At 68.8% G+C, this 17,223-nt stretch carries 18 protein-coding genes; 11 read left to right on the forward strand and 7 right to left on the reverse strand.

What is annotated here, in order from left to right:
* The 5 genes from ASF51_RS17255 to ASF51_RS17275 are packed head-to-tail and all read left to right on the forward strand — an operon-like array spanning position 1 to position 7,533.
* The gene (locus ASF51_RS17255) at positions 1-2,235 is read left to right on the forward strand and encodes a GNAT family N-acetyltransferase (protein WP_055932880.1); all 2,235 of its coding nucleotides are present in this window, start codon (positions 1-3) and stop codon (positions 2,233-2,235) included.
* The gene (locus ASF51_RS17260) at positions 2,232-3,530 is read left to right on the forward strand and encodes a DUF6365 family protein (RefSeq protein WP_055932882.1); all 1,299 of its coding nucleotides are present in this window, start codon (positions 2,232-2,234) and stop codon (positions 3,528-3,530) included. Before ASF51_RS17255 ends, ASF51_RS17260 begins: the two co-directional genes overlap by 4 nt.
* 47 nt (positions 3,531-3,577) lie before the next feature.
* Complete coding sequence (locus tag ASF51_RS17265; protein ID WP_162236973.1) at positions 3,578-4,582, forward strand: aminomethyl transferase family protein; 1,005 nt, start codon at positions 3,578-3,580, stop codon at positions 4,580-4,582.
* The gene (locus tag ASF51_RS17270) at positions 4,579-6,957 is read left to right on the forward strand and encodes a beta-ketoacyl-[acyl-carrier-protein] synthase family protein (protein WP_055933590.1); all 2,379 of its coding nucleotides are present in this window, start codon (positions 4,579-4,581) and stop codon (positions 6,955-6,957) included. Before ASF51_RS17265 ends, ASF51_RS17270 begins: the two co-directional genes overlap by 4 nt.
* 3 nt (positions 6,958-6,960) lie before the next feature.
* Positions 6,961-7,533 carry a hypothetical protein gene (locus ASF51_RS17275; RefSeq protein WP_200926156.1) on the forward strand — a complete coding sequence of 191 codons (573 nt, stop codon included), beginning with the start codon at positions 6,961-6,963 and terminating at the stop codon, positions 7,531-7,533.
* 364 nt (positions 7,534-7,897) lie between these two features.
* On the opposite strand, the gene ASF51_RS17280 is transcribed toward ASF51_RS17275, so the two are convergent.
* Positions 7,898-8,401: a MarR family winged helix-turn-helix transcriptional regulator gene (locus ASF51_RS17280; RefSeq protein WP_055932889.1), complete on the reverse strand. Its 504-nt coding sequence runs from the start codon at positions 8,399-8,401 to the stop codon at positions 7,898-7,900.
* 89 nt (positions 8,402-8,490) lie between these two features.
* Between ASF51_RS17280 and ASF51_RS17285 the strand changes: the two genes are divergently transcribed.
* Both ASF51_RS17285 and ASF51_RS17290 read left to right on the forward strand, forming a co-directional pair.
* Complete coding sequence (locus ASF51_RS17285; RefSeq protein WP_055932892.1) at positions 8,491-9,426, forward strand: NADP-dependent oxidoreductase; 936 nt, start codon at positions 8,491-8,493, stop codon at positions 9,424-9,426.
* Positions 9,427-9,469: 43 nt separating this feature from the next.
* On the forward strand, positions 9,470-10,711 hold the full coding sequence (locus ASF51_RS17290) for an FAD-dependent oxidoreductase (RefSeq protein ID WP_055933593.1): 1,242 nt from the start codon (positions 9,470-9,472) through the stop codon (positions 10,709-10,711).
* A gap of 3 nt (positions 10,712-10,714) precedes the next feature.
* On the opposite strand, the gene ASF51_RS17295 is transcribed toward ASF51_RS17290, so the two are convergent.
* On the reverse strand, positions 10,715-11,287 hold the full coding sequence (locus ASF51_RS17295; RefSeq protein ID WP_055932895.1) for an XRE family transcriptional regulator: 573 nt from the start codon (positions 11,285-11,287) through the stop codon (positions 10,715-10,717).
* 47 nt (positions 11,288-11,334) lie between these two features.
* On the opposite strand from ASF51_RS17295, the gene ASF51_RS17300 reads away from it, so the two are divergent.
* Complete coding sequence (locus ASF51_RS17300) at positions 11,335-11,874, forward strand: GNAT family N-acetyltransferase (RefSeq protein ID WP_200926157.1); 540 nt, start codon at positions 11,335-11,337, stop codon at positions 11,872-11,874.
* 35 nt (positions 11,875-11,909) lie between these two features.
* On the opposite strand, the gene ASF51_RS17305 is transcribed toward ASF51_RS17300, so the two are convergent.
* A complete protein-coding gene (locus tag ASF51_RS17305) occupies positions 11,910-12,383 on the reverse strand; it encodes a MarR family winged helix-turn-helix transcriptional regulator (protein WP_055932900.1) in 474 nt (157 codons plus the stop codon).
* 86 nt (positions 12,384-12,469) lie between these two features.
* Between ASF51_RS17305 and ASF51_RS17310 the strand changes: the two genes are divergently transcribed.
* Positions 12,470-13,372, forward strand: a complete 903-nt coding sequence (locus ASF51_RS17310; protein WP_055932902.1) for an alpha/beta fold hydrolase — start codon at positions 12,470-12,472, stop codon at positions 13,370-13,372.
* 92 nt (positions 13,373-13,464) lie between these two features.
* On the opposite strand, the gene ASF51_RS17315 is transcribed toward ASF51_RS17310, so the two are convergent.
* The 4 genes from ASF51_RS17315 to ASF51_RS17330 all read right to left on the reverse strand — a co-directional run bounded on the left by ASF51_RS17315 (position 13,465) and on the right by ASF51_RS17330 (position 15,984).
* Positions 13,465-14,301, reverse strand: a complete 837-nt coding sequence (locus ASF51_RS17315; RefSeq protein WP_055932905.1) for an alpha/beta fold hydrolase — start codon at positions 14,299-14,301, stop codon at positions 13,465-13,467.
* A gap of 160 nt (positions 14,302-14,461) precedes the next feature.
* Positions 14,462-14,998: a GNAT family N-acetyltransferase gene (locus ASF51_RS17320; RefSeq protein ID WP_200926158.1), complete on the reverse strand. Its 537-nt coding sequence runs from the start codon at positions 14,996-14,998 to the stop codon at positions 14,462-14,464.
* A gap of 24 nt (positions 14,999-15,022) precedes the next feature.
* On the reverse strand, positions 15,023-15,382 hold the full coding sequence (locus ASF51_RS17325) for a DoxX family protein (RefSeq protein WP_055932910.1): 360 nt from the start codon (positions 15,380-15,382) through the stop codon (positions 15,023-15,025).
* Positions 15,379-15,984, reverse strand: coding sequence for a TetR/AcrR family transcriptional regulator (locus ASF51_RS17330; RefSeq protein ID WP_162236974.1), 606 nt, complete (start codon positions 15,982-15,984; stop codon positions 15,379-15,381). Before ASF51_RS17330 ends, ASF51_RS17325 begins: the two co-directional genes overlap by 4 nt.
* A gap of 111 nt (positions 15,985-16,095) precedes the next feature.
* Between ASF51_RS17330 and ASF51_RS17335 the strand changes: the two genes are divergently transcribed.
* Positions 16,096-16,404, forward strand: a complete 309-nt coding sequence (locus tag ASF51_RS17335) for a hypothetical protein (RefSeq protein WP_055932916.1) — start codon at positions 16,096-16,098, stop codon at positions 16,402-16,404.
* Entirely contained in the window at positions 16,388-17,200 is an 813-nt protein-coding gene (locus ASF51_RS17340) for an aldo/keto reductase (protein WP_055932919.1), read from the forward strand. Before ASF51_RS17335 ends, ASF51_RS17340 begins: the two co-directional genes overlap by 17 nt.
* Positions 17,201-17,223 lie beyond the last annotated feature (23 nt).

Consider the following 17,223-nt stretch of genomic DNA (forward strand, 5'->3'; position numbering starts at 1 on the left):
ATGTCCGCCCAGATCCGGGATTACAACCCGTCGACCGATGCCGACGCCGTCTCCGAGTTCTACAACCGCAACCACTACGGGCCGGCGCGAGACGCAGGCGTGCTCTCGGGGCGGCAGCTCAACCTCGTTCTGGCCGAGCGAGGCGTGCATATCTTCCTCATCGCAGAAGACCGGGGGCGCGTCGTCGGCACGATCGGCTACCTGCGCGTGTCGGGCCGCAGGGTGACCCGCGACGACGAACTGTTCGCGGGCATGTTCGTGATCGACCCCGGGTACCGCGCGGGATTTCTCGCCGGGCGGCTCTTCACGACCTCGTTCGGTCGCCTGCTCGAAGACGGCATCGCCACCCTGCGGGTCGAGGTGAATCCGGCGAACGTGAAGGCGCTTCCCCTCTACGTGCGCGTCGGCTTCCGATCGGCCGAAGAGCGTCCGCAGCCCGATCAAGACGGCTACATCGAGCTCATCAGCCACATGCCGGGGGTGGTCTCGCGGCTGCTGCGCGAGCTGGCGGCCGACGTGCCCCTCACAGACGTGTTCTCCACGTTCTCGTGGAGAACGATGGCGGGCGGTCGAAACCGCACGATCAGTCACGGCGTCACCGTGCACGACGGCGAGGTTCTCGTCGAGTACGACTTCACCGTTCGAGGCGACGCCATCCGCGTGCGGGTACGCATGCAAGACGGCGCGCCGGTCGACACCACCATCAACGACGTCGTCACCCCGTCGTTCCCCTCGTTCCCTGAGCTTGTCGAAGGGCTTGTCGAAGGGCTTGTCGAACGGCCAGTCGAAAGCCCGCCCCTCAGCACGCGTGCCGCGACGAGAGGGCGTCACACTCGCCGAGAGGTCGCCGTGGGCGACTACTCGGTCGAGGTGGATGCCGACGGCACGATGAGCGTTCGGCATCCGTCGTACGCCGGCCCGGTGTACCGGGATGCGCTCGCCTCGGTCGAGGGCAGACCCTCGGCCTGGAGGCGGCCTGCGTCTCACGCGCCGCTCATCACGGAGCACAGGGGGGGATGGCTGCTCGCCTGGCAGGTCGATGAGGTGCGCCTGCAGAAAGAGATCTCGATCGCGGACCGCACGGTCACGACGGTGGTGCGCGGCCTCCCGAGCCGAACGCTCGCGGCCGAACCCTGGAGCTCGATTCGCGGGGCGACGGTTCGCACCTTCGTGGACGAGTCGCCGCAATACCGGGCGCCGAACGTGCCCGGTCTGTGGCCCCGCGACCTCGTCGATTTCGAGGCCGCCCTCGACGCCGAGGCCCATGCGGGTCGGCGGCGCATCCTGATCGACGAACCGGTGTCAGGCCTGGGGCTGGGCTTCGAGTGGCACGACGCGGAGTTCGTGCGCGTCGAGGGGCAGCCGCTCGGCCGCGCCACGTCGTCGAGCTCTCTGATCCGCTACTCCCTGACGCTCGGCATCGCATCGCCCCACGAGAGCGACGGCGTCGACCGTCACCCCGACGGCGTCGCTCGGGTCGACGGAGTCCCGAGCTCTCCTGCGCTCTCCGTTCGCGACGCCGACGTCGACAGCAGGGTCTGGGTCGCCGAGCCCAGGGGCCGATTCGAGGCGATCGTCGCCCGCTCGTCGAGCTCATCGGGCCCGTCGGGTGAGATCGTCGTCGTCGCCGATCGGGGAGTCGTGTGCTGGACCGCCTTCGGGCACGGCGTTCTCACCTCGCCGTTCCCCACCTCTCGCACGCTCGGCCCGATCGACGACTGGGCCGCGGGCCTGTGGGTGACCACCCAGAGCGCGCGCGAAGATCTCGAGCGCGGCGTGGGCTGGGGCGGCTCGCCGCGCGTCGGCTACAGCGCCACGCCGCCGGAGCGCGGGCCCTCGTGGTCGATCGACGTGCTCGACGACGCGGTCGCCGCGCTCCGGTTGACGCTGCGGAGCGGGGCGTCGCCGACCGATCCCGAGATCGTCGCCCACCTCACTCCCAAGGTGTGGGGGTCGACGGTGTTCATCCCCGCGCATCCGACGGGATGGTGGGCACTCGACCGATCGCAGCGCCGGTGGTCCTGCTTCGCTCGCGCAGCACGCATCCCCGTGGCCGACGACAGGGTGCTCGTCATCGTCGCGAGCGGGGTCGACGACGAGTTGCTGATCCGATCGAGCGCCGACACGTTCCTGGTGTCGCTCATCAGCCGCGCCGAGTCCGCACACGATGAGTCCGCCCACGCCGCGGGCGGTTCGTGGCATCTCTCGGTCGAGACGTCGGAGGTCGCCCGATGAGTCGCCTCGCCGAGGTCGTGTTCGTGTGCCCGGGCCGCTACAGCGTGGGCGAGCTCTACAACGCCATCGTCATGAGCCGCAGCCTCGAGGCCGCCGGCATGACGACGAGGTTCATCGTCACCGAGCAGCTCGCCGACTATGCGACGGCGAGCGGGGCCGACGTGATCGTCCAATCCATGCGCCGCACCCGCGGAACCGAAGTCATCGACACGATCGAGCAGCTGAGTCCGGATCTCGTCGTGCTCGCCGATTACCACCTGCCGTTCCTGGAACCGGGCGCAGCCGGCATCCAGAATCTCATCTCGCCCCTCGTGCCCACCGTGATGCTCGATTCCCTCGGCTTCGGACTGTCGGGCGCCGAGGTCACGAACACGCTGGCGGGCCTGCCGGGCGCCGAGGCGCTGCGCCGGTGGTTCACGCCGACGACGAGCATTCCGCGCGCCGAGAATCCGCAGGCGTTGCTGCATCCCGTTCCGGTCGCGACACCGGATGCGCCGGGCTCGTTCTCGCTGTACGACTCGGTTCCCGAGGTGGTCGCCGAGCGGCGCGCGACTCGCGAACGCTACGGCGTCGAACCCGGGCGCGCCCTGGTGGTGGTCGCCCAGTCGGCCTGGGCCGCCACCGGATTCACCCAGTTGGGCCGCACGCGCGGGCGCCAGTTGGGCAGATCGTACGACGACCTGCGCATCGACTGGATCCTGCACTGCCTCAGCCTGGTGGGCGTCGACCTCACCGTCGTGGGGGTGCGCCGCGATGCCGCAGCGCGCGATCGATACCCGAACGTCTCGCTCGTGCACACCCCGTTTCTCGGGCTCGACGACTTCTCCGAGCTGCTGGGGGCGGCAGATCTCTACGTCACCGACAACATCCTGTCTGCGGCGATGGCCCGGGCGGCCGTCATGGGCACGCCCTGCCTGGCGCTCGTGCATGAGCTCGACGGGGTCGCAGAGCCGACCGATGAGTTCGAGCAGAACTGGCACGCCGACATGCGCGCCCTGTTCCCCGGCTACGACTTTCCGTATCTGGTGAACCCGTTCGGCTGGATCGCGGAGGTCGGAGCGATGATGCCCGGCAACCCGTATCTGCAGTCGGTGCCGCGCGTCGATGTGTTCGATTCCCGGGCCGTCTCGGGGGCCGTGCGCACGCAGCTGTCGACCTCGGCAGACACAACACCGACGGATGTCCTCCGCGATGCCGGAGCCGCGAGGGCCAGCCCGGTCGACGTCGTACGGCGGGCGCTCGCGCGGCCCTCCGACCTCCTCCACACCTCTCGCACCACCGACCCGCACCACTGACCCACTGCACTGACCCACTCCATACAAACGGAACGGAACTGATGACGATGCTTGACACAACTGCCGGCTACCACGCCCTGAGAAACACGGCGGGTGCCTACCGTCGCGGCACCAGCGTGCTGACCGTGACCGGCCCCGACCGCACAGCGTTCGTGAGCCACCTCTGCGCCAAGCGCACCGAGTTCGCGCAGCCCGGCACGGTGACCGAGTCCATCGCGCTGTCCGACGACGGCACAGTCGAGTCGCTCATTCTCGTGGTCGTCGAAGACGAGCGGATCCTGCTGGTCTCCGACCAGGTCGTCACCATCGATGCGGCCGCGATCACGCGCGAGCTCGAGTTGCCCCAGGTCGACGTGGCTGATGTCACCGCCGGGTTCACGGCGGCATCAGTCGAGGGTCCGCAGTCATGGCGGGCCATCCAGCAGCTCATCGACGACGACATCTCCTCGGTGCTCCTGAACGAGCTGAGGAGCATCTCCGTGCCCGGAACGACCGCGCCCGCGCTGCTCGCTCGCGTCGGCACGACCGCGGAGTACGGGTACCTCATTCTGGTCGAGGCGCCGTCTCATGAGACCGATGCGCTCGATCTCGCGGTGCGACTGGCCGGCGAGGTCGGGGGAGGCGAGGTCGATCACCACGCCCTGCACCGAGCGCAGGCCGAGGTGAGCCACCCGCTCGTGCCCGCCCAGTTCGACGGCCTGTCACTGGCCGAGGCCGGAGCGCTCTGGACGCTCTCCGCCGACCGCGACGACGACTTCAGGGGGCGATCCGTTCTCGTGGCGGCCCGCGCCGATCGCCGTATCGTCGCCGTCACTTCGCCCGGCGCCGATGCACCCGACGTGGGCGCCCCCGTGTTCGCGGGCGAGACGCAGGTCGGGCGCATCCAGGTGTCTCTCGCGAGAGCGGGCCTGCCCGACGGCTTCGCGCTCGCGGTTCTCGACACGCCCTTTCACGTGCCCGGCCTCACGCTCAGGTCGCACGGCGTCGAGCTGCTGACCGTGTCGCGCCCCGCGGTCGACCTCGTCTCGTGGGCGGAGCCGATCGGATCATGAGTCGAATCGTCGTCACGGGCATCGGGCTCCAGGCCGCGTCGGGCCGCAACGCCGACGAGAGCTGGGTGTCGATCATGAGCGGCACCAGCGGCATCGCGCCGACCACGGTCGTGCCGACCGACGGCCTCATCAGCTCGATGGGCGGTCAGGTCTGGGGGCTGCCGGCTTCCCGGTCGACCTATCTCGACCGCTGTCATGGCCTGGCGGTGGATGCGGCCCGGGAGGCGCTGGCCGGCTCGGGCGTGCCGGAGGGCCGGGGCGAACGCATCGCGATCTCGCTGGGAACGTCGCTGGGCGGGGCTCGAAGCGGGCAGCAGTTCCACGACCAGTGGATCAGGCGGGGCCTGCGCTCGGCGAACACCGCCCTGCTGCGCCACTACCCGCTGCACAGCGTCGCAGACCACCTGGCATCGACGTTCGGCCTCCTCGGGCCACGCAGCGTGCAGTCGAACGCCTGCGCGGCGGGCGCCGTGGCCATCGCCTACGCCGTCGAGCTGCTCGAATCGGGAACCTCCGACTTCGTGCTGGCCGGCGGAGTCGATCCGCTGGCGCTGCTGTCGTTCGGAGGATTCTCGTGCCTGGGTGCGCTCGACCCGCTGCCCTGTGCTCCGTACACGCGCAGCTCCGGGCTGAATCTCGGAGAGGGAGCCGGCTTCCTGGTGCTCGAGACCGAGCAGTCCGCGTTGGCCCGCGGCGCGAGCATCCACGCCGAGATCGCGGGCTACGGCCTGAGCGCCGATGCGTATCACGCGACCGCTCCCGACCCGAATGGTCGGGGTGCGCTCCGTGCCATGGAATCCGCGCTCGAGATGGCGGGGCTCGGCGCCGAGGACATCGACTACGTGAACGGGCACGGCACCGGAACGCCGGCGAACGACTCCGTGGAGCGCAAGGTCATCACGCACCTGCGGGCCGGATCGCCGCCCCCGATCAGCTCGACGAAGTCGATGATCGGCCACACGCTCGGCGCAGCAGGAGCCGTGGAGGCGGTGGTCTCGGTGCTCGCCCTGATGAATCAGCAGATTCCGCCGACGCACGTGCCGGAGGGCACGGACACGGCAGAGGACGTGGACATCGTCGCCGGGGTCGGCCGGGCCGCCGAGCTCTCCGTCGTCGTCTCGAACTCCTTCGCGTTCGGCGGCAACAACGCGTCGCTCGTGATCCGCTCGCGTCCTTCCGGGCCCGAGGCCGACGTCCCTCGTCACGGTGTGGTCGTCACGGGCATCGGCGCGATCGCCGGATCGGCGGCGACGACATCGGACGTGCGCCGTCATTTTCTCGAGGCGACCCCCGTCTTCGGCAGCGAGACCGTGCAGCTGGAGCACTTCGGTGCCTTCGTGACGGCGGAGATCCCCTCGGCCGACCTCACGGCGGGCATCAATCCGCAGCATCTGAGACGAATGGACACCCTCGGTCGCCGGGCGGCCATCGCGGCCGGCCAGCTGCTGCGCGAGCGCCGGCTGTCGCGCGAGGAGGCGACGGGCACGGGCCTGTTCTCTGCCACGGGCACCGGCCCGGTCTCGACCATCGAGGCCTTCGAACGCGAACTCCTCGAGACCGGAACGGGCAACACCCGCCTGTTCCCGAACACGGTCATGAACGCGGCCGCGGGGCATGTTGCGCTGTTGAACAGGCTGCAAGGGCCGACCGCCACGATCTCGGCCGGGGGAACCAGCGGCATCTCGGCCCTGCACTTCGCCAGCGCCCTGATCGCCAGGGGAGCGGCCGACCGCATCATGGTCGTCGGCGCCGACGAGTCCCCCGCGGCGATGCTCGCGGGATACGCGCGCATCCCCGGCTATCTCGCCCGCACCGACTCGGTGCCCTTCGGGGGTTCGGGCCGCCTTCTCGGGGGCGCGGGAGTCGCCATCCTCCTCGAACGCGAGGGCCTGGCGCCGAGCGAGTCCGTGCTGGGCAGGCTGTCGGGATTCGGGCTCACGGGTGACGCGAGTGGAGCAGGGCGCCTGAGCGAGGGGAGCGAGGCCTGGGCGCGCTCGTTCAGGCTGGCGCTCGCCGATGCCGCGGTCGACGCATCCGCTGTCGACGCGATCGTCTCGGCCGCGTGCGGTCGAGATCAGGTCGACGGGCTCGAGCGAGACGCGCTCGAGCTCGCCGGCATCGCCGGCGTGCCCCTCACCGCGCCGAAGAGCGTCTTCGGCGACGCGGGTGCGGCCTCGGCCCTGCTCGGGGTGGCTCAGGCGATCTGGATGGGCAAGGCCGGGCGCATCCCCGCCAGCAGGGCCGTTCCGGTCGGCGCACCGCCCGCCCTCGTCTCCGTCGACGGTCTCGACGCCGCGGTCTCGAGAACACTCGTCTCGTCGTACGAGGTCGGCGGCAGCTACCAGTCGGTCGTCGTGGAGCGGGCGGGATCCTGATCCGTGGCGCACGCCCGCGTCTGGATCTTCGCCGCGCAGTCGACGCGCGTCGACGACTTCGGACGCGGGCGCGCGCCCTCCGGTCTGCGCGCGGTGACACGGGCGGCGAGCCTCGGCGACTGCTCGTCGTGCCCGCATCCCTGTGTCATCGAACGAGACCGCTTCGGGGCGTCGTCGTGCGCTCGGTGTCGCGACACCTGGTCCGCGACGCACTCCGGAGGCGTCGTGCTGGCGGCGCGCTCGCGGCGGCCGGTCGGCGTCGATGTCGAGGCCCCGAGAAGTCGGCCCGCCGCATTCCGATTCCTGACCCGGGTGACGGGCGCATCCATCGTGTCGATCGAGCAGTGGACCCAGGCCGAGGCGATCTGGAAGGCTAGCGGCCAGGCGCATCGCCGACCGCGGCCCGGGGAGCTCGTGATGCCGGAGTCGTACGCGAACGGATGGAACAGCACGGCCGACTCGGCCTGGAGGGTGTTCACGCATCGCGAGCCGGGCCTCGTGTGGAGCGTCGCGGTGCCGAACGGCGGTCGCCCTGCGCTGGAGGTGCGAGACCTGCGGGGTGCACCCGCTCCCTGAGCCTGCCCCCCCCGTTCCCTGACTCTGCCCTCCGTTCCCTGAGTCTGCTGCCCGTTCCCTGAGCTTGTCGAAGGGTGTTGTCGTCGACGAGACCCGAATCGCTCGCTCATACCGACTGCTGCCGCGTGGCGTCGTCACGCCGGTCCCGGCGCGAAGGATGGGCGCGACGGCGCCACGCGACCGAGGCCTTTCGATCGCGTAGCGTCATGTGGCCCTGCGCCGGCGCTTGGATGGGCGGGACGCCGCCACGGGAGGGCGCTCTTCGACCGAAGGCGGCTTCGACCACCGGGTGAGAGGTCTGCGTTCCCTGAGCCCCCGTTCCCTGAGCCTGTCGAAGGGGCCCGAGACAGAAGAGTCCGCCCGGCTAGCGGCTGCCGCCGCGCCTGCGCGGAGCCGCGGAGCGCGGAGGCGTCGACCGCATATGGTCGCGCACGGCCGTCAGCGTGCGCTGGAGTTCCTCGACGTCGGCGGCGCCGAGAGGAGCCAGGAACACCTTCTTGAGCACGTCGATGTGGCCGGGGAACACCGTCGCCAGAACGGCCCGGCCGGCATCCGTTATCGTCACCGTCACGCCGCGCTCGTCGTCGACCGACGGCGCCCGCGTCACGAGGCCCGCGCTCTCGAGCAGCCCTGCCTGATGCGTGAGACCGCTGCGGCTGTAGACGACGCCGTCGGCCAGGTCGGTCATGCGCATCGCGCCCTTCGGTGAGTCGCCGAGCGTCGCCAGCAGCTGGAACTGCACGTAGCTGAGCCCGCCGGCCTCCTTGAGCTGCAGCTCGACGGCATGACGCAGCAGGCTGCTCACCTCGATGAGCGCGAAGTACGCGCCGAGCTCTGCGGGTTTCAGGGAGGCGGCTTCGTCGGTCATGCATCGATTCTACTTGCTTCGACTTCGAAGCAGTGTTACGGTGATCGCAAATGCTTCGACTTCGAAGCAAAACAGATCAAGGAGACATCATGAAGGCAGTGCGATTCCACGTCACGGGCGAACCGAGTGTTCTGCAGCTAGACGACGTGGAGACCCCGACTCCCGGGAGCGGCGAGGTGCGAATCAGGGTCGAGGCCTCGGCGTTCAGCCCTGCCGACAACGGAATCCGCGCGGGCATCCTCCCGATTCCGGTAACGCTGCCGCACACCCCCGGCTACGACGTGTCGGGCACGATCGACGCCCTCGGCGACGACGTCTCGGGCTTCACGGTCGGCGACCGCGTCATCGGCTTTCTGCCCATGACCGCCCCCGGGGCGGCTGCCGAGTTCGTCATCGCGCCGGCGAACGTGCTGGCCGCGGCGCCCTTGAGCATTCCCCTCGCCGATGCCGCGGCCATCCCCTCGGTCGCCCTCACCGCCTGGCAGGCGCTCTTCGACGAGGCGTCGCTGGCCGAGGGCCAGACGGTGCTGATCGTGGGCGCCGGGGGCGCGGTCGGCGGATTCGCGATCGGACTCGCCAAGCACGCCGGCGCGCACGTGATCGCCACGGCCAGTGAGCGCAGCCATAAGAGCGTGCGCGCGGCGGGCGCCGACGTCGTCATCGACCACACACGGGAGAGTGTGCTCGATGCGGTCACCGAACCGGTCGACGTGCTGTTGAACCTGGCGCCCATCGATCCCGAGGAGTTCACGGCACTCGTCGGTCTCGTGCGCGACGGCGGCGTGGTCGTGAGCACGACCGCGTGGATGCCGGCACCGAGCGACGAGAGCCGCGGCGTGCGGTCGGTCGTTATGTATGTACGCAGCGACGCCGAGCGGCTGGCCCGCATCGTCTCGCTGGTCGACGAGGGCGTTCTGCGCGTCGAGATCGCCCGAAGGGTGCCGCTCGCCGAGCTCGCCGACATCCACCAGCAGGCAGCCGACGGCACCCTGCGCGGAAAGGTGATCGTGCTGCCCAACGCGTGAGCGCCCTTGCACGATCGACCCCGCGCTGCCTAGCGTGATGGTCATGACCGGGCAATCGGATGCGAGCGTCGTCATCGCGGGCGGCGGGCCGGCCGGGCTCTTTCTCGGCTTACTCCTCGCCCGCGCCGGCGTTCGCACAACGGTGCTCGAGAAGCACGCCGACTTCCTGCGCGACTTCCGCGGAGACACCGTGCACCCCAGCACGCTCACGATGCTCGATGACCTCGGTCTGTTCGACCGCTTCGACGCCCTGCCGCACTCGAAGATCAGAACGGTCTCGCTGCCGGCCGGCGATGGTTCGGAGGTGATCATGGCCGACTTCGGTCGACTGACAGTTGCGCACCCCTACATCGCCATGGTTCCGCAGTGGGACCTGCTGGATCTGCTCGCCGATGCCGGTCGGGCCGAACCCGCGTTCACCCTGAGGATGCGGCACGAGGTGACCGGGGTCATCCGTGAGGGTGGCCGGGCCGTCGGCGTGAGATACGAATCACCCGACGGGGCCGGAGAGATCAGGGCCGACCTCGTGGTGGCCTGCGATGGACGATCCTCGACCGTGCGCGCGGCGGCGAAACTCCCGGTGAAGAGGTTCGCGGTCGACTTCGATGCGTGGTGGTTCCGCGTGACGACGACGAGGTTCGTGGGCGAGCAGCTGATACCGCTGCTGGGCGGCGGTCATGTGATGATCTGCATTCCTCGGCAGGGCTACCTGCAGATCGCCTCCCTCGGACCGAAGGGCACCGATCGCCAGCTGCGGGCCCGGGGCGTCGACGCGCTCAGGGCCGACGTCGCATCCCTCGTGCCCGAGCTCGAGCCAGACGTGCACAACCTCGACTCGATGGACGACGTCAAGCATCTCGACGTCAAGCTCGATCGGCTCACGAAGTGGCACAGGCCCGGCCTGCTCTGCATCGGAGACGCGGCCCACGCCATGTCGCCGGTCGGCGGTGTGGGTATCAATCTCGCCGTGCAGGATGCCGTTGCGACCGCCCGCATCATCGCGTCACCGCTGCTGCGGGGCGAGTTCGCAGACGGCGGCTCCCGGGTGCTGTCACGGGTTCGACGACGTCGCCTCCTGCCGACCGTGCTCATCCAGGGCCTGCAGCGGGTGCTGCACCGGCGACTCATCGATCCGGCGCTCGACGCGCGTGCCACCCGGCCGCCGCGTGCCCTTCTGACGCTCGTGCGAACCGTGCCCGCGCTTTGCGGCGTCGCCGCGCGGTTCATCGGCATCGGGCCGCGACCCGAGCGGGTTCCGGCGTTCGCCCGCAGGTTGGAACGCTGACCGTCAGGTCTTCGCGCGTGATGTCTTGCTCAGCGCCACCAGGTAGCGGCAGTCGCGCGGGCCGGCGTTGGCGAATACGCACTCGGCAGGTTCGCCGAGCTGTAGGCAGTCCCCCGCGTAGAGGCGATGAAGCGCGTCGCCCTCGGTGAAGTCGAGCGTGCCGTCGATCACCCAGATCTGCTGGTCGATGAACCGGAACGCGTCTGCCGGGTAGTGAACCGTGGCACCCGGGGGGAGGGTCACGTCGACGAGCTCGAGCGACGCGGCCATCGCCGGCGAGAGAGCTCGGCGCACGTAGCCCGTGTCGGGATCGGTCCAGACCTGCTGATCCTCCGCTCGCCTCAGCCGGGAGCCCGGGTCTTCTGCTCTCACGATGAGCTGGGACAGGGTGAGGCCGAGCCCGGCCGAGAGGCGGGCGAGAAGGGCGGCCGTTGGCTGCACCTCGCTCCGTTCGATCCGATTGATCATCGTGCGAGAGACCCCGGAGAGTTCGGCGAGGGCTGTGATCGACATGCCCTGCTCGACTCTGGCGGAGTGCACGGTGCGGGCAAGGGCCTCATTCAGATCGTGCGGCACGACATCTCCTCGGCACTATAAGAACCATTCGTGTTTACTATATGTGCATGACCAGACAACATCGAATTCGGGCGGCGGCCGCAGCGGATGCCGCCGCCTGCGCATCCATCTACGCGCACTATGTGAGGACAACGGCAATCACGTTCGAGACCGACCCTCCGTCGGTCGACGAGATGATGCGAAGGATCGCCAAGGCGCAGGAGCGCCACGAGTGGTTGGTCCTCGAGGAGGACGACGCGGTGATCGGCTACGCCTACGCCGGCACCTTCAATCCGCGAGCGGCGTATAAATGGAGCTGCGAGGTGAGCGTGTATCTCGACGTCGAACGTCGCGGTGCGGGTGCCGGCAGCGCGCTGTACGAGGAACTGCTCGCCCGGCTCGCACGGCGAGGTTTCCGGCGCGCGATCGCCGGCGTGACGCAGCCGAATCCGGCAAGTGCGCGATTGCACGAGAAGTTCGGGTTCGAGCCCGTGGGAATCTACAGGAACATCGGGTGGAAGTTCGACGGCTGGCACGACGTCGCCTGGTTTCAGCTCGACCTCGATCCGGATGAGGACCGAGCGGTCGCTCCCCGCGAAACGCGGTGACTGAGAAGGAGTCGACGAAGGTGCGCCCGCGAACCTCAGGCCTCGGGATCCCGCGCATCCCACCCCGGGGTGTCGATGCGGATGACGTCGGCTCCCACATAGCTCTGCAGGGTCTGCTCGAGCGCGGCCACCGCGTCTGCGCCGACCTGGCTCTCCCACTCGGTGCGGAGCCGGTCGAAGATCGCCTCGCCCTCGCGCATCATCGTCAGTCCGCGCTCGGTGACCCGCAGTTGCATGCGGCGCTTGTCGGAGGGGTCCGGCTCCCGTGCCACGAAGCCGCGGCCCTCGAGCAGCGTGATCGTCTTGGCGGCCGCCTGCTTGGTGATCGACATCGCCCGCCCGAGCTCGGAGGCGCTGTCGGCCCCGGCGAGGATCGAGTGGAGCGCGAAGTCATGCACCGGCCGCACGTCGTCGTATCCGAGCTTCGACAGCTCTTCCGAGCCGCGGTCGGCCATGCTGCGGAAGCCGGCGAGCAGCAGCAGCGCGAGATCGGCACCTCTTCTGGACATGGCCACAGTGTACGACGAGTATTGACCTGGACAACCCGGTTGTCTACTGTGATTAGACAACCTTGTTGTCTATTTGAGGAGCAATCATGACCGTCATCACCCCACTGGGCGCAACCATCGCCGAGGTCACTCACCACCTGGTCGATGTGAACGACACGCGGCTGCACTACGTCTCCGCCGGCGAGACGGGATCGCCCATCGTGCTGGTGCACGGATGGCCCGAGACCTGGTGGGCGTTTCGCAAGCTCATTCCCCTGCTCGCCCGAACGCACCGCGTCTACGCGCTCGACCTTCGGGGCTTCGGAGATTCCGCGACCACAGCCGAGGCATGGGAGCCGCGGGTCGCCGCAGACGATCTGCACCACCTCGTCGACCACCTCGGCGTCGGCCCGGTGCACCTGCTCTGCCAGGACATCAGCGGCGGGGTCGCCTTCCGCTTCGCCGCGACCCACCCCGACGACCTCCTCAGCTTCACGGCGACCGAGTCGAGTCTGGTGGGCTTCGGGCTCGAGCAGCTCGCCGACGTGAACGGCTTCGGGTCGTGGCACGTGGGGTTCCTGGGCGCCCCCGGAATTCCGAGCCTGCTGCTGCCGGGCCGCGAACGCACCCTCCTCGCCGAGTGGGCGTATCCGCTGATGAGCGGCACCGAGGGCGCGGTCACCGAGGCAGACCTCGACGAGTTCGTGCGCACATACTCTCGGGTGAACGGGTGGCGCGGCACAGAGAGTCTCTACAGGGCGATCTTCACAGACGAGGGCGCCACCGCCGCACTTGCGCGGGACCATTCGATCTCCGTGCCGGTGCTCGCGGTCGACGGGCCGAACGCCCCCTTCACCGCGAACTCGTTCCGAGCCGTGAGCGGCGATGAGTTCACCGCGGTTCACATCGAGGGAGTGGGTCACCTCGTGGCGCAGGAGGCGCCCGAGAGGCTGGCGGCCGCGATGCTCGACGTCATCTCCGGCGTCGATGAGTTGGCCGATGACGCGTGAATGTTGCCGAACGCGACGGATGTTGCCGGGCGACCGGTAACATCCGTCGCCATGGGCGACACTCGCTCGAGAGCGAGTGCGCTCGGGTCGAGCTACTGCTGGATGAACGCCAGCAGGTCGGGGTTGATCACGTCGGCGTGCGTCGTCAGCATGCCGTGCGGGTACCCCTCGTAGATCTTGAGCGTGGAGTTCTGCAGCAGCTCGTGCTGCTTCAGCGACGCGTCCTTGTAGGGAACGACCTGGTCGTCGTCGCCCTGCGTCACGAGAACCGGAACGCTGATCGCCTTGAGGTCCTCGGTCTGGTCGGTCTCGGAGAAGGCCTTGATTCCCTCGTAGTGTGCCAGCGCGCTGCCGGTCATTCCCTGGCGCCACCAGTTGTCGATCACCGGCTGCGAGACCTTCGCGCCCTCGCGGTTGAAGCTGTAGAACGGGCCGGATGCGACGGCCACGTAGAACTCGGCCCGGTTGGCGGCGAGGGCTTCGCGGAAGCCGTCGAAGACCTCGATGGGCGTTCCTTCGGGGTTCGCGTCGGTCTTCACCATCAGCGGGGGCACGGATGAGACGAGCACGGCCTTGGCGACGCGGCCCTGCGGCTCCCCGTACTGGGCGACGTAGCGGGCGACCTGTCCGCCACCGGTGGAGTGACCGATGTGGATCGCGTTCTTCAGGTCGAGGTGCTCGACGACGGCCGAGACGTCGCTGGCGTAGTGGTCCATGTCGTGCCCGGTGCCGATGTCGGTCGACCGACCGTGGCCGCGACGGTCGCTCGCGATGACCCGGAAGCCCTTGGAGTGGAAGAACAGCATCTGCGCGTCCCAGTCGTCGCTCGACAGCGGCCAGCCGTGGTGGAACACGATGGGCTGGGCGTCCTTCGATCCCCAGTCCTTGTAGTAGATCTCCGTGCCATCTTCTGTTGTCACAAACGCCATGATTGACCTCCGATTTCGTGTCGAACCAAGTCGTGCTCGGGACGACGAGATGTGGGCATTCCGCTCCCCGACGAGGTGGGGAGCGCTCTCACACTAACCCCGCTGAACGGGCGAATCGAGGCTCGAGCGGAGGTTCCGACATCTGTTCAACGGACGCCCGTCATTCGTCGAGATCGGCGGGTCGACGAGGCGCGAGTTGCATGCACAGCAGCCGTGGCCGGTCGTCCCAGGACTCCACGAGATCGAAGCCGCGTGAGCGGTACAAGCCCACGGGGCCGTCGCGCCAGTCCCATACGGTCAGGCGGATGGGACGATCGCGACGGCTGAGTGCCGCATCCATCAGGGCCGAGCCGACGCGCAGACCTCGCGCGCCGGGATCGACCCAGAGCCTCTTGATCTCGCGAACGCTCTCGCCCTGCTGCACGACCACGAGTCCCACGAGCGAACCGTCGGACTCCGCCACCCAGACGAGCGAGTCGGCATAGGCGCCCCGGGGGTCGTCGACCTCGTCGCGGTAACGCTCGGGGAGCTCGTGAGTGTTCGCGTCGCCTGCCGGGCCGAGATGGGCCGCCTTCTCGAGTTCGGTCTGCGTCAGGTATGCCTCGACGAGGCGACCGACTGCCGCGTTGTCAGGGCCATCGAGGTCGGCCGGTCGAACGATGAGGGCTCGCGCGCGTCCTGAAGTTCCTGCAGACAAGCCGTTTATCGTCATCATTCGACGCTACAGCGTGAGAGACAGCACCAGCACGGCGATAGAGAGCGCGAGCATGCCGAGGCAGTTGATCCAGAACGCCTGACCGGTGTTGCGCGCCCTGATGTGCGCCGCAGCCGCACTGCAGAAGTAGACGATCACGCCGACGTTCGCGGCGAACGCGACCCCGGGCATCCAGATGCCGGCGATGAGACCGACGACCGCGAGAGTCTTGATGACGATGAGCGTCCACCACCACTCGCGCGGAAAGTTCACGCCGGCGAGGCAGTCCCGTATGAACTGCGGAGGCCGGATCGACATCGCGGCATCGACGAAGAGAACCAGGGCGAGAAGCGCTGTCGGCCACCACTCGTTGGGAAGAAGGGTCATGAGGAGGGCTCCGTGCAGGTGCAGATCGAGGCGAAGGTGAGGTGGAGGCTGTCGAGGAGCTCGGCCTCGATGATCGTGTCGCGAGCCGACCAGCTGAACAGCGTGCCGATGTAGGCGAAGTAGATCGCGCGGGCGGTGCCGTCGATCGCGTCGGGCGGCGTGCAGCCGTGCTGTGCGAGGGTCGACGCGATCTCGTCGATGAGCAGCGCCGCGAGCTGCGTGAACAGCGGTGACGACTGTCTGCCGGAGACCTGGATTGCGGCGTACGTTCTCGACAGGTCCTGCCGCTCGGCGAAGAGGGTCACGAACGGCTGCACGAGCTGCAGGATGCGGCGGGCGCACGAATCGGCGGGGTTGGTTGCGGCGGCCGGGCCGGCTTCGGCGGCCGCTCGCGCGTGGCCGGCCTCGATGAGCGAGTCGAAGACCTGCACCAGGAGGGCGTTCTTGTCGCCGGAGGCCATAACCGAGCCCACGCTCACGCCGCTCGCCTCGGCGATGTCGCGGATGGTGGTCGCATCGAAGCCGCGTTGCCGGAAGAGGTGGTCGGCCGCCGTGAGAACCCTCCTATGCGTGGAGTCCCTGAGCTCGCTTCGGCTGGGCACGGTCGGTCCTCCAATGAACACGTTCGCTGAACACGTTCATTATGTCCATCTCCCTCTCGTCTTGTCCACTTCAGGTGAGACAGTGGACAGGAGCCACGAAGGAGGATCGCGATGGGTAGCCGTCGTCAGTCGCCGGAGACGTGGTCTCCGGCGAGCGTCGCGCGCATGGCGGTCGGCGCCATCGCGCTCGCTGCGGTGGCCGCCGCGATCATCTGGACCATGGTCGACCGGTGGGGTGAGCCTCTGCTCGACACCGTGGGGTCACGCAACACGCCGCTGTGGCTGTCCTGGATCATACTGAGCGTGCTGCTCGTGATCAGCGTCGCATTTCTGTGGATCTGCGTCACGTACCTGATTCGGGTGCTTCGTGGTCGCATCCCGCGACAGTGGCAGGGTAGAGAGCATGATCACCTTTCCTGACGGCACACAGGTTCCCCCTCTCGGCCAGGGCACGTGGAACATGGGCGACTCGCCTGCGGCGCGCGACTCCGAGATCGACGCGCTGCGCACCGGCATCGATCTCGGCCTCACCGTGATCGATACGGCCGAGATGTACGGCGGCGGGCGCAGCGAAGAGCTCGTCGGCGAGGCGATCGCGGGTCGGCGCGACGAGGTCTTCCTCGTGAGCAAGGTGCTGCCCTCGAACGCTTCGCGCGCGGGCACGGTGGAGGCCTGTCGGGCGAGCCTGCGCCGCCTCGGCACCGACCGCCTCGACCTCTACCTGCTGCACTGGCGTGGTCGGCATCCGCTCGACGAGACGGTCGATGCGTTCGAGGAGCTCGTCGCCGACGGCTCCATCCGTTCCTGGGGCGTGAGCAACCTCGACGCCGACGAACTCGCCGAGCTGCCTGACGGCTGCCAGACAGACCAGGTGCTCTACAACCTCACCCGCCGCGGCCCCGAATTCGACCTGCTGCCGTTCGCCTCGGCGAAAGGTATGCCCGTGATGGCATACTCGCCGGTCGAGCAGGGGCGGTTGCTGGGCAACTCGGCGCTCGCTGACGTCGCCCGCGACCTCGGAGCGACGCCCACGCAGGTCGCGCTCGCGTGGACGATGCGCAGCGGGAGCGTTCTCTCCATTCCGAAGGCGTCGACTGCCGCTCACGTGCGCGAGAACGCGGCTGCTCGCGAACTCGCACTCTCCAATGAAGTCCTCGCCCGCCTCGACGCCGCGTTCCCTGCCCCGAGCGAACCCGTGCCACTCGAGATGCTCTGATCCGCGCGCGCTGTCTGTCGGAT

Origin of the sequence: Agreia sp. Leaf283 (assembly GCF_001422485.1) — a bacterium.
Taxonomy (GTDB): Bacteria; Actinomycetota; Actinomycetes; order Actinomycetales; family Microbacteriaceae; genus Agreia.

What these genes read in the sequence shown, in the direction of transcription:
- ASF51_RS17255 (WP_055932880.1), top strand. Translation starts at nt 1, where the DNA reads ATGTCCGCCCAGATCCGGGATTACAACCCGTCGACCGATGCCGACGCC.
- ASF51_RS17260 (WP_055932882.1), top strand. Translation starts at nt 2,232, where the DNA reads ATGAGTCGCCTCGCCGAGGTCGTGTTCGTGTGCCCGGGCCGCTACAGC.
- ASF51_RS17265 (WP_162236973.1), top strand. Translation starts at nt 3,578, where the DNA reads ATGCTTGACACAACTGCCGGCTACCACGCCCTGAGAAACACGGCGGGT.
- ASF51_RS17270 (WP_055933590.1), top strand. Translation starts at nt 4,579, where the DNA reads ATGAGTCGAATCGTCGTCACGGGCATCGGGCTCCAGGCCGCGTCGGGC.
- ASF51_RS17280 (WP_055932889.1), bottom strand. Translation starts at nt 8,401, where the DNA reads ATGACCGACGAAGCCGCCTCCCTGAAACCCGCAGAGCTCGGCGCGTAC.
- ASF51_RS17285 (WP_055932892.1), top strand. Translation starts at nt 8,491, where the DNA reads ATGAAGGCAGTGCGATTCCACGTCACGGGCGAACCGAGTGTTCTGCAG.
- ASF51_RS17290 (WP_055933593.1), top strand. Translation starts at nt 9,470, where the DNA reads ATGACCGGGCAATCGGATGCGAGCGTCGTCATCGCGGGCGGCGGGCCG.
- ASF51_RS17300 (WP_200926157.1), top strand. Translation starts at nt 11,335, where the DNA reads ATGACCAGACAACATCGAATTCGGGCGGCGGCCGCAGCGGATGCCGCC.
- ASF51_RS17305 (WP_055932900.1), bottom strand. Translation starts at nt 12,383, where the DNA reads ATGTCCAGAAGAGGTGCCGATCTCGCGCTGCTGCTGCTCGCCGGCTTC.
- ASF51_RS17310 (WP_055932902.1), top strand. Translation starts at nt 12,470, where the DNA reads ATGACCGTCATCACCCCACTGGGCGCAACCATCGCCGAGGTCACTCAC.
- ASF51_RS17315 (WP_055932905.1), bottom strand. Translation starts at nt 14,301, where the DNA reads ATGGCGTTTGTGACAACAGAAGATGGCACGGAGATCTACTACAAGGAC.
- ASF51_RS17325 (WP_055932910.1), bottom strand. Translation starts at nt 15,382, where the DNA reads ATGACCCTTCTTCCCAACGAGTGGTGGCCGACAGCGCTTCTCGCCCTG.
- ASF51_RS17335 (WP_055932916.1), top strand. Translation starts at nt 16,096, where the DNA reads ATGGGTAGCCGTCGTCAGTCGCCGGAGACGTGGTCTCCGGCGAGCGTC.
- ASF51_RS17340 (WP_055932919.1), top strand. Translation starts at nt 16,388, where the DNA reads ATGATCACCTTTCCTGACGGCACACAGGTTCCCCCTCTCGGCCAGGGC.